Below are 17,588 nucleotides of genomic sequence, written 5' to 3' on the forward strand. Positions count from 1 at the left end.
CTTACTAAGAAAAATCCTTTATCAAATCCAATATCTCAGGCATACGAATCGTGGCAAAAATCGTTCCGATGACCAATGCGGCCAGGATGAAAAACTTACCCACGTCTTGAGCCTTTAAAGTTCCGACCAGTATTGGTTCACGTGACAGATAAGCCGAGGCAGCGTAGAATTCCTCGCCAATCAGGGTATAATCGCAGGTGGTAATAAAAAACGGCAGCTGGTCAGTTGAATCAGTGCCGGCAATCTGGATGGCACCGGTGGATGAACCGGCCTCTGATAGCAGCAATGCCTCGGCCATATAATACCCCATAAAGAAATTCGCAGCCGGCTTATCACGCATCATCATGCCGTTAACGGTCGCGGTATAGGCAAACTGGTCCGAAGTCACGTAAAAATTACAATCTTCCTTATAAGCATCCGGACGCCCCACCTTGGTATAAGCCTCTTTCACGATTTCCTGACAGACGGTCATGACAATCGGGTCGCGGTGCGGCACCTTTATCTGGGTGTCATACAGAGCGACCTTCTCAGCAATCTTGCCCAGAATGACCGTGGCGCAGATGGTGGAAATATCAGACATACCTCCGATACCGGTCTGGTAGAACACCGGCCGGCCCATTTCGGTGGCCCGGCCGACGGCTTCTTCAACCGCGTCCAGCCCGTTAATCCGGCGCAGGAACAAGTTCTGGTTCTTTTTGGCGTGCCTGATAAACCAGAGCACCAAAATGCTGAATACAACCGCTAGCACAAAATTATTCAGATGAGCCCAGAAAAACCAGTTGCCCTTGGCCTGGCCCGATGTGGCCGCGGTCAGGGCCGTTAATTTATCATTCTCAAAAGTCCCGACCTTAAAATAATAAACTCTGTCCTGTATCCCGGCCTTTTCCTGGTCAACCTTGGCTTCTAAAGCTCCCACCTCTTTAGCCAGGTTACGCATCTTGGCTGTTAATTCAGGAACAGGAATGCCGTCCACAATCTTTTTGGCATCCGGGTCATTGATTATATTTTCCAGCTTCTTTGAATTATTTCCCAGAGCCTTTTCCTTTTCCTGAATGGTCTTAAAGTCCGGCTCTTTGGCTTTTTTTAATTCATCCAGTTCCTTCTGCAACAGTTCTTTTTGTTCCATCAAGTTTTTATAATTCTTTTTGGTATTCCTAATCTTTGACTTGATTGTAGCCAATTCATTTTGTTTGCTGTCCAATTCCGGCTGGGTGGGCGGCGGGAAAACATTCAGTATCGGAACTTCCAGATAATGGTAACCTTCCTTAGTGCCGCTGACCCAGAATGGCCACTTCTTATCCTTTTTCCAATTTTCCGTAGCCGGGAAACGGCAGAATTCACAATCAAACTTACCGTTAGCATCTTTATCAACATAAACAACGTAAGAAAGACTGTCATTCTCGCCGGAAACAGCCTCCCAACTCAAAGAAATAGAGCCGGTGCTTTCATCAGGCGTGTCAAAGACCTTAAAATCATTCAGAACCAGGGTGGCTGGAGTTGGTGTGGCAGGTGCTTCCGCATAGCTGAAAGATGCCAGCAGAATCAGGATTACGAATATAACCGGACCCAAGATTTTGTGTTGGTTCATATTTAGATAAAGTTGCCCCTTTTTATCTTGTATAAGATTATAGTCAAGCAAAATGGTGAAAATAAAAAGACTTTCGTTAAAAAAAGTCAATGTGTATACTCTGTTCGATACAGGATATACTCCAATGGATAAGGAAATATACTCCGTGTGATATAGGGATATACTCCCTGGGATACGGGGGTATGCTCCGGTGGATACGGGGATATGCTCCCGTGGATAAGGGGATATGCTCCGGTGGATAGAGGGATATACTCCCTGTGATAAGGGGGTATGCTCCCTGAGATAAGGGGATGTGCTCCCTGGGATACGGGGATATACTCCCTGATATAAGGGGATATGCTCCCTGTAATAAGGGGATATACTCCCTGTGATAAGGGGGTATGCTCCCTGAGAGAGGGGGATATACTCCCTGAGATAAGGGGATATACTCCCTGGGATACGAGGATATACTCCCTGGGATACGAGGATATACTCCCTGAGATACGGGGATATACTCCTCTGGATACAGGGATATACTCCGGTGGATACGGGGATATACTCCCCTATACTAGTGGCCTATTTCCGTACTTTTCCTATTTTGATATGGTTTGATATGTTTTGGCTGGTTTTCTTGATTTTATTGACTGCCTATTAAATCTGTGTAATCTTGTGGCCATGAACAAACCCTTGACCTTGAACGAACTGGCTCATTATCTGAATGTCTCCCGACTGACCCTGACACGCTGGATTAAGAAAGGCCAATTGCCGGCCCAGAAGATGGGCGGACGCTGGGTGGTGGAAGAGCGCATCCTGCATAAGTTCTCTATCGAGCGGGATATGAATCTATTCAGCGCCACATCGCCGAAAAAACCCACTCCGGTGGCGGATATTATCTCTACTAGCGTCATACGCAAGCCAACGTATCAGGACAACAAACCATTGAAGTTAAAAGCGGTTGTGGAAATTCTCGGCGTCTGCTACCGGACCGTGACTAACTGGATAAGAGATGGCAAGCTGGCCGCCAGCAAATTGGGCGGACACTGGGTCGTTTGGGAAAACGATTTGGAGGAGTTTATCAAACGGCGGTTGCTCTTTGTTGAGGACGCGGCGTTTGGCATGCTCTTTTTCAACCCCGATGTCCTGGAGCAATACCGCAAGGATTTCAAATACTATGTCCATGAAGCGGCGTTCCACGGCCGGGTCGGTAATAAGGAAGAGCGTCATCGGATGCATCAGGAGCGCTCTGCGACTAAACGACATCCTTATACCTGGTCCAAAGAAATATTCGGCCGAAACGATTTCAAACTAAGCACGGCCATAGCATTTGCGGAGCTGACATTCTGGAAAATCAGGATTAAAGACGAAAGTTTTGCGCTGGCAGTTGACCCGAGGGCGTTTCAGCTATTGCCCAAGATAGAACAGTCTAAATGGCAAGCATACCGCATAACCGACATACCAATCGATTAACGCTCTTCGCCGGATTTACCTACTTCGGGCATTTTGAGGTCTTCGGCGTTAATATTGAGCTCCGGCGAAACCCGGGACTTCTTAAGCTGTTGTTGCCAGATAAAGAAGAAAGCCACGGATATCAGGCCGAGGAAACTCAGTACAACCAGTATCAGCTTCCAGGATGACGAAGCGTCAATACCGAACCCGCCGCCTTCACCGGCAGCGGTGGTGCCGGCCGCACCCTTGCCGACCAGACCTTCAAGCCCGGTGATGGTCATCATATTTTCACCTTCGGCCAGTTCCGGGAATGCCAGCTTGCGGAGGATATCCAACAAGCGGTCCACGCCAATCAGCCGTTCGCGGTTGTCGCGATAGGTGGATATCAGTTCTTCGGGCGATACTGCGTTCTTAGCCTTGGTTTGCAGGTTTTCTATCTTCTGTAATTCGGTTTCGATGGTGTTCCTCAGGAACAGAGCTTTTTCATAATAAGGATTCTTTTCCAGCTGTTTTACGAATGATAAACTCTGGTCCCTCCGGTCGGTAATTTCCTGTTCGCTTATCAACCAGACATTCTGGAGCGTAATCTCGTATTCCTTGATTTCGTTGGGACGCAAAGTCGGGCGTTTATCTGCGGGCAATTCCACAAAGAAGGTCCGGCGGACCGAGTCATAACCGGTGACAAAATCACCTCTTTCCAGAACATCGGCTTCCTTGATTTCCTGGGGCAGGAAGGCCTTAACCTCGACCTGAATTTCTTCATTACTCTTGTTATAAGCCCGGACAATCATCTTGACCGAACCCCAGATATATTGGGTGGTAACGATATACTTTTCATTGGTCCGCTCGAATATCTTACGGGTTAGGTCTTCCAGGGCTTTAAGGGTGGATAGCTGGTTGTTAATATCCTTCATATCATCGGTCTTGGCGTTGACGATATCACGATAAAGAGTATCCAGGTTGAAACCCCTGTCGCCGGCCAGGACTTTGAGTTTATCGGCCACGCCCCTGACCTCGGTATTAATCTGCCCGATGACGGCGCTGTCCAGTTTTCCTTCGGCGGTAGAACTGCGAATGTTGGAAACCGTTGATATTACCGACTGAACGTCGCCGTTAATCATATCCAGCTTGGCGCTGAGTTCTTTGGTCTGACCGGTCTGGCCGACAATAATAGTCGCCTGACGGTTGACATCGTCCAGATTGGACTGGACAACGGTTATGACGATACTATCTGTTGCTTTTGTGTTTAAGTCCTCGCAGATAATGGTAAATTCGCCCAGGCCCCAGGCGTTATCGAATTTTACAGGGTATTCATAAAGACCGCTTTCCTCCTGCGGGGTAGATATCTCGGTCATTATGGCCTGGCTTATCTTAATCTCCAGCCGTGGATCATAAACAGTTATTAAAGGAGTCAAACCCTTCATTGACAAACGGTATTTTATGCTCAATGTATCGCCTGTTTTTACAACAGTTTCCCGAGTAACTATTTCAGCCAAAACGCCTTTCTTGAGCACGCCTTTAACCTCATCTCTAATAGTTGTACGCACATCGGTCAACTGCTCCCGCATGGTGTTAGAAACCTCTTCCAACCGGTCCACGGTTTCGGGCAGGATAACCAGGGTCCGGACCTTACGCTGGATGTCTTCTGCTGTTTCCTTGGTGGAAACAGCCGTGGCACTGATAGCTTCAACGTTAGTCTGGATGGTATTGGCCGTATTTTGGATGTTAGCCGCGGCATTAGCCAGGCTCTGGAGCTTAACCGGTATGTTTATATTATATGTAAGGGCGCTGGTAAACGTCTTGCCAGCGTAGGTCAACCCAACCTTAGCCCAATAGGTGGTGTTGGATTCCAGACCGGTATCCATCCAGTCAATGCTGAATACGCCGTCTTCTCTGGGCGTACTGGATTCAAGCTTCTTGACAAAGGTGCCGGTTTCGTCATAAAGCTCGATTTCAACTTTATCCGGTTCCGGCATGAGCAGACCGTCGCGCATAAACCAGGAGGTCACATGCATATCATCGCTTGACGGATCATACTTAAAGTCTGCCATGATGTCCCAACCGTGCACAACCGATCCTTCCATTTTTAGGGTAAACGTCTTATCGGAATCAGCTATCCAGTAATCAAGAGCAACGTCTAAATAACCAGTTTTCCAAATAAGTGTCTGATAGACACCGTAAGGATAACCCTTGGTTTTAGGCGAAGACACCGGGAATTCCGTAGTGCCGGTAGCCATATCCTTAATCGTCAGGGCGCTAAGATGCAAGCGAGTGACGTCGTCCAAAATAATAAAGGTGATGTAGTAATAATCTATCTTAAATTTATTGGGGCTCTGTCCGAAGGCCGCCAGGTCGCGGGAATCGCAGACCCGGACCTTAACGTTTTCGTTCTTGTCATCCGGTATGGTCCAGATAAAAGTGCCAAAATTAGCCATGGCAGAACTTGTTATATTCGGCGCTATTTCCACATATATAGTCTGGATATCAGACACGAAATTATCCTTAGAGTACTGTAAGGTCACCTGCGGCACGGTGCCGGTCCACTGCCAGTTGATATTATGTTCCTCATTAGTTATCCAACGTTCGCCGCCGACCGGCGCCGTAACCGTAATATCGCTGAGTATCTTGAAACCCATCGAATCGGCATAGATTTCCGGGTCGCCCGGCAGAGACACCCTGATTTTCACTCGTTCGTCCGGCGTGATGTCGTTGGGCACGGTCCAGTTGTATACCCTAACCCCATTGCTTACATTACTTACTGATGTATCTATATCGTTGATATCAAAAACAAAATTATCCTTAGAATATTGTAATTTAACAATAGCCATTGTACCGAAGGTGGTCCATGTTATTGGCTGTGTCCGACCTACCCTATATTCCTTATAATCAATAGCCGGCCCAGTGATATTGAACCAGCCCTTGATCCTGAAGCCGGCGTCGGATATGTCATAGGCATCAGCCGGGTCGCGCGTATCAACCACCCTTAATTTGGTAATAGGACCGAGCGAAATATCATCGGGCACCGGCCAGACATACGTATTAAGACCGATATTGTTGACCAGACTGTTAGTTATAACCTTGACTGTGGTAAAATCATCTATTGAGTATTCCAACCGAACGGTCGGAACGGTGCCGGTAACGGTCCAGCTCAGGGTAGTATTGGTATCAACAAACAGGTTCTCGCCGCCGTTAGGCGAACCAACCTGGATATTGGCCCTGATTTTAAAGCCGCTAGTGGAACTATCAGTGGTTACAGCCGGGTCGCGGGTATCGGAAACCCTTACCAATATAGGATAATCGATGGTAATCCGGTCCGGAACGGTCCAGGAATACGAATTAGCGTTTGCTGTAGAAGTAATAATCGTGACCCAATCGGTATTGTTAAAATATTCTATTTTGACCGTCGGGATAGTCCCCGTCGTGGTCCAGAGTATCAGGCAGTTATCACCGACTTTAAGGATTTCGGAGCCATTCGGATATCCGACGACCAGATTGCCTCTTATCTTCAGCGGATTATCCGAATCGTCCCGGGCATCATCATCTCGGCTGTCCGAAACACGAATGTTCACCTTAAAATCAGGCGAAGTGATATCATCAGGCACGGTCCAGTCATAACTGCCGCTCTTAAGCGACGTATTATTAAGAACGTTAGCAATAACGGTATGAATATCACTTACAAAATTATCCTTAGAATACTCCAGTTTAACGCTGTTAACACTGCCGGTATTGGTCCAGGAAATAGTCCTGGTCTCGCCTCTTACCCAAACGATTCCGGCCGTATTGGGGCTATCAACCGTGAATTTAGCGCGAATCTTAAAATGATTATTAGAATCGTCTTTGGCATCATAGTCACGAACATCGGAAACCCTGATTTTTACCTTGAAATCGGGCGAGGTTATGTCGTTGGGCACGGTCCAGCTAAACAATCCGGTGTTGGCAGTGGAGGCAATTATAGTATTTATGTCCATACCAAAATCATCCTTGGAGTATTCAATCTTGACATTGGGCGCGTTGCCGTCGGTGGTCCAGGTGATATTGACGTTCTGGTCAACATCAAGCTGGATACCGGCTGCATTTGGATAGGTCACAGTGAATTTAGGCCTGATTTTGAATCCGTTATTGGAATCGTCATAAATCAAGGCGTCGCGTATATCCGTCGCCCTGATTTTAACCGTGGGCGACTGGGTGATTTTGTCCGGTATTGATGTAATCAACCAATTATAAGAACCGGTATTGGTTACGGAGTTGATAATCTGGACGGTATCGGTCCAGTCGCCTTTAAGCGAATACTCTAGGCGCAAATTGGGTATGGTGCCCAAATTGGTCCAGGTAATGGTTTTAGTCTCGCCGACATCCCACTGCTCAGAGCCATTGGGACTGCCGATGGTGAACTCACCGCAGACCTTAAAACCGGCTGACTCGCCGTCGGTAACCGTAACATCCCTGGTGTCAAGAATACGAACCTTTGTGGAAAAATTCTGGGTAATATCATCCGGCACAGTCCATTCATAGGAATTAGTATTGCCCATATTTTCGGCTCCGCTAATAGCCGTCCAAACAGTACCGCCGCGCAGGTATTCCAGCCTGACGGCTGGCACGGTGCCGACGGTTGTCCAGTTAATCCAGTATTTCCTGGAAACCACCAGAGAACTGTTGGCTATCGGAGCTGTAACTATGAATTTAGGCCTAACTTTAAAACCGCCGGATTCCTTGTAAACAGCCGGGTCATTGGCGTCTGTAATCTTAATCTTGGTGGCAAATGAATCCGCGCCAAAAGTAATCAAATCAGGGACTTGCCAATTATATATGCCGGTAGAATTATCATAAAAATTATCTATGAGCGTCCAATCACCTACTCCTGGCGACCAGTATTCGATTTTAACCCTTGCAATCGTTCCAATGGTCGTCCAGGTAATCGGATAGGTGACCGGATTATTGACCGGATGATAGACCGCCCAGGCATCAGAAGCCTTGGGTGAATTCATGACAAAATTACCTCTTATCTTGAAATCATTACAAGGAGTCCTGTTCCAAACGAGTGAATCGTTAGAATCATAAATTCTAATCTTAACGGCCGCAGATATCCGGTCCGGCACCTGCCAAGAATAAAAACCGGTATTTGAAGTATTGGTAACAACCGCCCAGGTATTAGGCCCAAAATTATCGGTGGAATAATAAATATTGACCGCGCTGATACTGCCTTTAGTGGTCCAGGTAATACTATAGATATTGGAAACAATCCAGGCCTCACCGCCGGCCGGCGTATTAATCTGGAAGTCTCCGCGAATCTTAAATCCGTTGGATGTGCTGTATACAGCCGCATCATTAGGATCGGCAACCCTTATTTTCACCCCATCCGCCTGGGTGGTAATCGCATCAGGCGGTATGATCCAGTTGTAAGAGTTGGCTCCAACCGTATTGGTCACGGTCGTAATTTCCTGGCCCGGCGTGGCAAAATTATCCAGTGAGTATTCAAGATTGACGCTGGGAATAGAGCCGTTGCTGTTCCAGCGAATAATCTTGACCTCGCCAACGGTCCATGTTTCCAGCCCGACCGGCTGGGTCACATTAAGACTACCTCTGATTTTGAAAGCTACTGAATCGCGATAAACCGTATCGTCGGCAGAATCAACAATCCGTATTTTAACTTCCTGGTTAAGGGTTATTAAGTCGGCCACCTGCCAGTTTAGCAAACCGGTATTGGCACCGTTGTAAGCCTCGTATGAATTGACAAAGTTATTCTTGGAATAAAGCACCCTAACATTATTAATTGCGCCGGTAGTGGTCCAGGTTATTGACATGGTCTCGCCGACTTCCCAAATGCGACTGACCCGCCCGCCCACAGGCTCAGCGATATTAAAGTTGCCGCGAATCTTGAAGCCGTTGTCGGATTTATCCGTAGTATCCGCACTATAACGGATGTCGTATGCCCGAACTTTCCAGTTAGAATGAGGCTTGATTCTATTAGCCGGGATAGTCCAATTATAACCCCAATCTCCCGGCGTTGGACAATTCACATCGGCCATAAAGATAGGTGTGCTAAAATCATCCTCCGAATACTCCAACCGCACTGTCGGAAGTGTACTGCTGTATGTCGTCCACGAAATAGCATAGGTATTTTCCGCATACCAGACTAACCCGGAGATATCCGGCTGGGTTATTTTAATTTTACCCAGAATGATAAAGTTATTATTTGAAGTATCATAAACGGTCGAGTCGCCAATATCAGAAATTCTAAACTGTGCGGCTGTGGTAATGGCATCGGGCACAACCCAGGTGTAACTATTTGCATTCAAGAGGCTGGATTCAATCGGAGGCATAATCCAGGTGCTACCGCCATTAGTTGAGTATTCTAATTTAACATTTGCAATAGTACCGGTAGTGGTCCAGGTAATGGGCATAGTTTCCCCGACTGTCCACATGCCGTTGGCCCGGCCGCCGATGGGTTCGGCAACAGATAAATTACCTCGAATCTTAAATCCGCTAGAAATACCAAGGACAGATGAGTCAAGGATATCCACTACCCTTACCTTTACACCATCGGTGATCGGCGTAATGGCGTTCGGTATGGTCCAGTCATAAGAATTGGCCCCGGCGGTATTAGCTCTGACGGCGATTTCCACTATTTCGGAAGTAAAGTTATCACGCGAATACTCAAGCCGGACGTTGGGGATAGAGCCGGTGCTGGTCCAGAAGATATTTTTCACCGTGTTAACTGTCCAGACTTCTAAACCGGCCGGCTGGGTAATGGCCAGGTTGCCTCTGATTTTAAACTTTACCGAATCACGGTAGACCGTGGGGTCGCTGGCGTCCACAATCCTGATTTGGACGCTCTTGTCGGTGGTAATGAAGTCCTGCACCGTCCAGTTAAACAAACCATTGTTAGAGTCGCTATATCCAGCAGGCAAAGGATAGGAGGTGACAAATTCATTCTTGGAATAGAAAACCTTGATGTTAGGGATACTGCCGGTGGTGGTCCAGGTAATTACCATCGGATCGTTAACCACCCAGACGCCATCTGCCCGGCCGCCGATAGGCTCGGCAATATTAAAATTACCGCGTATCTTGAAGCCGTTATCAGACTTATTGGTAGTGGTCGTAGAGTAACGGATATCATAGACCCGAACTTTCCAGTTGGAATGAGACCGAATGGCATTGGCCGGTATCGGCCAGCTGTAATTCCACTCACCGGGTGTCGGACAACTCACATCGGTTATAGAAATGGGTGTGCTGAATTCATCCTCCGAATATTCCAACCGCACCGTCGGTATAGTACCGGTATTGGTCCAGGAGATAGGATAGTTGTCACCGGCATAGAGGACCAATCCATCAGTATTAGGCTGATTGACTTTAATCTTGCCCATAATCCTGAAATTATTATCGGAGATATCGTAAACAGTCGGGTCAGACACATAGGAAACCCGGAATCGGGCGGTGGTGGTTATGGCATTGGGTATAGTCCAAGAATAAGTATTTTCATTAAGAAGGCTGGATTCTATAGCCGGGTTAATCCAGTTACTGCCCTCGTCAGTAGAATACTCCAGTTTGACATATTCCATAGTGCCGATAGTGCCCCAGGAAACGGCTGTGCTTTCGCCCACCCTAAGGGTGTCGGACGAAGCATTGGGGAATATCACGTTAAAGGCGCCTCTTATCTTGAACAGCTGCGAGACGTCGCTTTCATCATAGCTGGTCGGGTCAGCCGCATGCGTAACCTTAACCTTGATGTTATATAAAGGCGTAATATCATTAGGTATATCCCAGGAATAGGAGCCGGTATTTGGCGCATTGCCCGCGCCGGAGATCACCTTCCAATTACCATCCAATTGCGACCAGTATTCCAATTTAACATTGGCAATAGTGCCGGAATTCATCCACTGAACAGGTATGGTAGAACCAACGATATAGGCGCCGGCGCCTGGCGCGGTAACGGTAAATTTACCTTTTACATAAAAGAACTCAGAATCGGATTTGGTTTCAGGATCATCGGTTTTTTCCACCCTAATCTTTACGTTGGGCAAGATGGGGTCGTTCACCTGCCAAGGGTAAATATTCTCACCCTGACCTACAGCCAGACTTGCCGTAATTTCAGAAGAGGAAGCAAAATTATCATTAGAGCGTAATATCTTCACGGTGCTAATGCCGGTGCCGGTTATGGTAAAGACAATATTATGCGGATTGGGATTAGCCCCGACCTTATAGACAAAAAATGTATCATTAAAAACCGGGCTGGTTATCCTGATAGCGCCTTTTATCTTAAATTGCTCGGAGTCGTCGTATACCAATGCCGGATACCTCGTATCGGCCACGCGAATTAATACGGTCTCTGAAATATCGTTCGGAATAGTCCACTCATAAGTCCCTTCGGTAACGCCGTCAGAACTGGCGTTATTGGTATAAGTAGAGGTTATCGGTTTCCAAGCCGTAAATGGCGAGACAGTTGAATAATCTAACCTAACGTCAGGCACGGTACCCCAGCATTTCCATTTAACGGTGTATTTTTCACCGACCTGCCATTTATCCGTAACAACGGGTTTGGTCACCTGCATCCGTGCAACTATTTTGAAATTGTTATTGGAATTATCATAAACCAAAGTGGGATCATTAGTGTCCCGAACCCTGATTCTAACGCTATCAGAAACGTTATCTGGAATAGTCCAATTGTAGGTTCCGCTATTTACGGTATTGGTAATAATTGTCCACGTGGTAGAGGCAAAATTATCAATTGAATAAAGAAGGTCTATATTGTTAATAGTTCCTGTAGTGGTCCAGGAAATAACCTTGTTGGTAGCAACTTCCCAGGTCTCAGTACCGGTATTGGGCTGATCAACCACGAAATCGCCCCGGATTTTAAAGCCGTTAGAATCCGTATATATAGTTGGGTCTACCGTGCTAATCACGCGAACCTTTACATTATTGGAATAGGTAATGTCGTCGGGTATGGTCCATCCAAAAATACCGGAATTATTGGTGGATGGCGTAATCGTTGTCCAGTCATTAAGCGCCGGAGAGAAATAATCAAGTTTTACCGTAGCAATTGTACCGGTAGTGTTCCACTGGATATTCCGGGATGCCCCCACTTTCCAGGCCTCACCGCTAAGCGGGGCGGTAATGAAAAGTTTACCCTTAATGTAGAACTGGTCAGAATCCACGTAAACCGAGGAATCAGCCGCATCGGAAATTCTTATTTTCACAGCGGATATCCGGTCTTCAACCTGCCAATTATAGATGCCGGCCGGACCGGAGGTAGATGCCACTACCGGCCAGATGTTTGATGTAAAATTGTCACTTGAGTAATCTATCTTGACGTTATTAATTGTCCCAACAAGCGTCCAGGTAATCGGGTGCGTTGCTGGATAGTAACTGGCATTATAGACCGTAAATATATCGTTTAATACGGGGGCGCCAATTATGATATTGCCTTTAATCTTGAATGCATTATCGGAATCATCATTAACCGTGGTAGGGTCTGCCACATCTGTTATCTTAATTTTTATTTTAGGTGTAACACAGATGTCATTAGGCACTGTCCAGGTATAAGATAAGGCCGAAGCATTAGTGATGGTTATTGAGTTAGGATAGGTCAATCCACCATCGTTAGAGTATTTCAGTTCAATCTGGCTGATATCACCTGTTTTACCCCACTGAATAGGCCTTTGTTCTCCAACGGTCCAGACAATACCGGCATTATTCGGAGCATTGATAGTTAAATCACCCTTGATTTTAAATCCGCTGTCGGACTCATCCTTGGCGCCGCTGTCAGTCGTTGAAGAAACTCTTATTTTAATCGCCATTGTCGCCACTATGGCATCTGGGATTACCGGCCAACTGTAACTTCCATCATTTTCCGTTGAGGCAACAATCGTATTAATATCAGAATTAAAATCATCCTTAGAATATTCAATTTTAACCGTATCCATAGTTCCGGCAGATGTCCAGGTAATGGGCACGTTATTCTGCCCGACCGTAAATACTTGTCCGCCGTTAGGGTATATGACGTTAAACCTACCCCGGATTCTGAAGTTGATGTCCGAATCATCCCTAACCGTTGGATCTGAAGCATCAAAAATACGAATTTTTGACGTCGCGGAAACCCTATCCAAAACCGTCCAGTTAAACAACCCGCTATTGGGTGTGGAAGTTACCAGTGTTTCCCATGTGGAATGGGTCGCGTCAATCGACAGCTGGATTCCAACGTTGGCAATAGGACCTGTTGATGTCCAGGAAATAGGATATTCGTTACCGACTAACCAAATTTCGTTGCCGTTAGGCGATTTAGCCGTGATTTCTCCCCTAATTTTGAAGGTATTGTCCGAATCATCCCAGACCGTTGGGTCGTTATTATCGTAAACCTTAATTCTGACTTTTGAGGCAATGAGGTTATTCGGAACATTCCACATATACACGCCCGTGGTTCCGGTAGTAGTTCCAGCTACATCTGACTGTATAACTACTTCGGTAGTGCGCCCATCCGGATCGCCATAAGTATATGCCAGGCGAACCTTAGTAATAGAACCGGTAACAGTCCAGGTAACCGGCTGAACTGAATTACAGATAAACTCCTGCCCGCCATTGGGAGAAACAACCTCTACCTTACCGTGTATTTTGAACGGGTTATTGCTGTCATCATAAGTCCCGGCTTCGTAACCGGCATCGGTTATCCTGACCCAAATGGAACCATCTATGTCATCGGGAATACTCCAATCAAAATACCCCAAAGAAGCGCCTATATTACTGGCAATCTGTTTTGAAGTAGCCGTAAAATTATCTATGGAGTAATACAGATTAACATTGCTAATTGAACCAAATTTGGTCCAGGTAATCGGCTCGGTTGTATATACGGTAAATGATTCACCGCCGTTAGGCCGGTAAAGGGTGAGGTTACCTTTTACCCGGAACGATTCGCCGATATCACTGATGCTGGTGTCGTCGGAGAAAATAACCTTTATATTCAAATCACCCCTGACGCAGTCCGGCGCATACCAGTTATATGACCAAGTCATGCCACTGCCAACAGCCGTGGAAGTAATAACCGTCACATACTGCCCGAGGTTGCCGTTCCAATAAAGGATATCCGCCTTGGTCACACCGCTGCTCTTAGTGCCGGTAATGGTTATAGGGTCGCCCACTGTAAAAACATTCCCAACTCCAGGATAGTTCACATTAATAGTACCCCTAATACGGAAAGAATAGTCACTAGGATCTTTAACATTATCAGGATTGGAAGTATCTCGAACCCTTATTTTTGCGGCTGCCGAAGCAATATCCGGAACGGTCCAATAGTATACATGTGTACCGGCTCCTGATGCCGTAGTGGTAATTACGCCCGGATATGTCAATCCGTTATCAAGCGAATAATTTATTTCAACCTGTGAAATACTGCCCTGAGCGGTCCAGGTAATCGGATAAGTCCCGAATATAACCCAGTCTTCCACGCCGCTTGCTGACGGATAATCCAGCGTCAGCTTACCGCGTATTTCAAATTGTTCAGAGTCATCTGTTGCCTCCGGAACGGATGTATCAAAAACTCTGACCCTGACATTGGAAGAAATCCGGTCAGGCGTGGTCCAGTAATAAGTTCCTCCGGTCAGACCGGCCGGCATAGTAATGATATCTTCCCATCCGCCGATACCGACTTTATATTGTATGGCCACCGTGGAAATAGTGCCGGAAATAGCCCAGGAAATAGGCGCCTGTTCGCCCACCTCGGCCACATAAGCAAATACCGGTGCGTTTACCAACACCCGGCCTTTAAGCTTGAATGAATCAGAGACAGCCGTATCGGCCCTATCAATAAGCGGCTTTACCCTGACTTTGGCCGTAGAAGTAATAGCGTCCGCCACGCTACTCCAAACATAGCTATTGGCGCCCCAGGTGGTTGAAACCGTAGCGATATTATACCACAAGCCATCGGCTGGTTGTATATATTGCAGTGTAACATCACCCACCGCGCCGGTAACATTCCACATGATAGTTCCCGATTGTCCCACCTCCCAAACATCACTGCTTGAAGGCTGGGTAACCCGCATTATACCTCTAACCTCAAAATCAGCATCAGAGAAATCATTAATATCGCTATCAGCGTTATCTATCACTCTGACACGCACGGTCTTCTTGATATCAGCCAGCGTCCCAGGCACTTCCCACATATAGTTATATACCCCGGTTGTACCAATATTGGTAGTGGTTATAACACTCCAAGGACCGGAAGCGCCGTCTACCGAGTATTCCACCCGTACTTGGGCTATTGATCCGGTTACGGTATATGTAATCGGATACTTGGTCGGCTGATTTGAAGCGTCATAAGGATAATATGTCTCTGTGCCGTTGGGATTATTTACCTGTATCTTACCCCTTATTTTAAATGCTAATGATTCACTGCTGACACCTGAATCATCACTCTGGATAATCCTGACTTTTACGTCATCCCTTATCAAATTAGGAATGGTCCAGAGATATACTCCGGCGCCGGGCGTGTTGGTGGCCGGGGCTGAGGTGGTTATTGATACCCACAGGCCTAATGGCTGATTCCAGTAATCAATATTAACATTCCTTATTGAGCCAAAAACCGTCCACTGGATATTCTGCTGGTTGCCTACCTGCCACTTGGTGCTTGCGGTCGGATCAGTTACCTGGAGCTGGCCCCTGACCCTGATATCATAATCGCACGGATCATTAACCAAAGAATCCACCTGGTTGACCACCCTAACCCTGAACGTTGTGGTCACAGCGTCCGGCACGGATATGGTCAGTGCGGTGGTGCCATTTTCGTTATTAACCACGCCCGAACCGTTGCTAAAAGTGGTCCAGCTACCATCGCCTTTGGTGTATTGAATATTAACGCTGCCAATCTTGCCGGTGGTGGTCCAGGTAATGGTCCTGGTTTCGCCGACCAGCCAGGTGGTGCCGGCGGTATTGGGATCGGTTATTTGGAATTTGCCTTTAATCTTGAAAGCCGCATCGGAATTATCATACACCACGCCGTCTGCTGAATCAACCACCCTGAACTTTATCACCCGGGAGCTGACCAGGTCGGCAAAATCATTGGGTATGGTCCAGTTTTGGGTCTTGGTGCCAGAGCCGGTAGCCAGGTTGGTGTATAATGTATTGGTAACATTTACGAAATCATCCGTGGAATAGAGAATATTGACATTAGCAATCGGGCCGGTGGCCGTCCACTGGAAGGCTACCGTATCGCCCACCTCGTAATCGGCCGCGACATTAGGCGTATCCAGGTTGAGTTTACCGCGAATGCGGAAGAGGCTATCCGAAGCATCGCTGATATCGGTCTCCCCTACGTCATCGTCAGTCACCCGGATACGGCAATTCTGTGATATGATATTGGACACATCCGGTATCACCCAGCTATAAGGGCTGGAATTACCGGCCACGGTGGTGATATTAGTCCAGGTGATGCCGTTATTAACCGTGTATTCGAGTTTGACATTCGAAGCTGTGCCGGTGATGACCCAGCTGATGAGCAGACCCGGGTTGGCTCCGACGATACCAACTTCACTGCCGTTATTGGGGCTGGTCACGGTTATCTTGGCCTTTACCCGGAAATCATTATCAGATATATCGTTAACACCGCTGTCATCCTTATCATATATCTTTATCCGCATTTTCTTGGATACCGCATTGGGTATGGTCCAGTTAGGATACCTGCCGTCATAAGTCACGCCGCTGACCAATGAATAGGTGGCGGCTGTTGACGCGGTAATCTCGGTTTCCGGTATCAGGTCGGTATAATAAACTATCCTGACATTCTTAGGCTGACCGGTGGTCCGCCAGGTAATGGTTATCGGGGTGCCTACCTCAAATTCCAAACCGCTGTTAGTCGGGTACATCACCTGGAGCGCGCCTTTGATCTTGAATCCGCTGCTCAAACCGATTACATTAGACTGGTCGTTGCTGGCGCAAACCTTTATTTTTACCGTATAACCGGAAGTGATGTCATCGCCCACGGCAGACCAGGTATAACTCCGCAGGCCGCTCCCGGCCAGAACGTTGGTATCTATGGTCTTGGTAACGGTGGCGAAATTATCGGTGGAATAGTAAATATTAACCGGCGAAACAGAACCGGTGCCTGTCCAGGTTATAACCTTGCTGGAACCGACCAACCATTCTTCGAATCCAGCCGGAGACGATACGCTTAGCGCACCTTTGACCTTGAAATTATTACTGGTGGCTACGATGTCGGTTATATTGATATCGGTTACGTCTGTCACCCGAATCTTGGCGGTTGGAGTTAACGGCTCAGAGCTGATCTTGTCTGTCACGGTCCAGCCGCCGTAACTCCAGGTATTGCCCGAACCCACATCATAACTGGCAGCCAATGTTTCCCAACCGGGCGAAGTCCCGTCGTTGTAATACTCTATTTTAATCTTGGTTACTGTTGTCGACTTGGTGCCGGTAATGGTCGGGTTATTATTGACAGTAAACACCTCGCCGCCGGCCGGGTATCCGATTTGCACCTTGCCTTTAATCTTAAAGACACCGCTTTCAACCGAAATATTCTGCCAATCAGTTGAGGTTATCCGTACTTTACACTGCGATGAATTTCTATCCCAGACCG

Annotated in this window: 4 protein-coding genes; 2 read left to right on the forward strand and 2 right to left on the reverse strand. The window is 47.1% G+C overall.

What is annotated here, in order from left to right; genetic code table 11:
* Positions 1–4: 4 nt before the first annotated feature.
* Positions 5–1,588, reverse strand: coding sequence for a DUF6754 domain-containing protein (locus WC980_08245; protein MFA5795035.1), 1,584 nt, complete (start codon positions 1,586–1,588; stop codon positions 5–7).
* Between the two features lie 336 nt (positions 1,589–1,924).
* Between WC980_08245 and WC980_08250 the strand changes: the two genes are divergently transcribed.
* Together WC980_08250 and WC980_08255 are read left to right on the forward strand one after the other, a co-directional pair.
* The gene (locus WC980_08250; GenBank protein MFA5795036.1) at positions 1,925–2,179 is read left to right on the forward strand and encodes a hypothetical protein; all 255 of its coding nucleotides are present in this window, start codon (positions 1,925–1,927) and stop codon (positions 2,177–2,179) included.
* Between the two features lie 63 nt (positions 2,180–2,242).
* A complete protein-coding gene (locus WC980_08255) occupies positions 2,243–3,034 on the forward strand; it encodes a helix-turn-helix domain-containing protein (GenBank protein ID MFA5795037.1) in 792 nt (263 codons plus the stop codon).
* Here WC980_08255 and WC980_08260 read toward each other — a convergent pair.
* The gene (locus WC980_08260; protein ID MFA5795038.1) at positions 3,031–17,487 is read right to left on the reverse strand and encodes a hypothetical protein; all 14,457 of its coding nucleotides are present in this window, start codon (positions 17,485–17,487) and stop codon (positions 3,031–3,033) included. The two genes, WC980_08255 and WC980_08260, sit on opposite strands and share 4 nt — an antisense overlap.
* Between the last annotated feature and the right edge of the window lie 101 nt (positions 17,488–17,588).

The sequence above is a fragment of the Candidatus Brocadiia bacterium genome (genome assembly GCA_041658285.1).
Classification (GTDB): Bacteria; Planctomycetota; MHYJ01; order JACQXL01; family JACQXL01; genus JBBAAP01.

Excerpts from the sequence above, each read along its gene's own strand:
- WC980_08245 (MFA5795035.1), bottom strand. The coding sequence starts at position 1,588 with ATGAACCAACACAAAATCTTGGGTCCGGTTATATTCGTAATCCTGATT.
- WC980_08250 (MFA5795036.1), top strand. The coding sequence starts at position 1,925 with ATGCTCCCTGTAATAAGGGGATATACTCCCTGTGATAAGGGGGTATGC.
- WC980_08255 (MFA5795037.1), top strand. The coding sequence starts at position 2,243 with ATGAACAAACCCTTGACCTTGAACGAACTGGCTCATTATCTGAATGTC.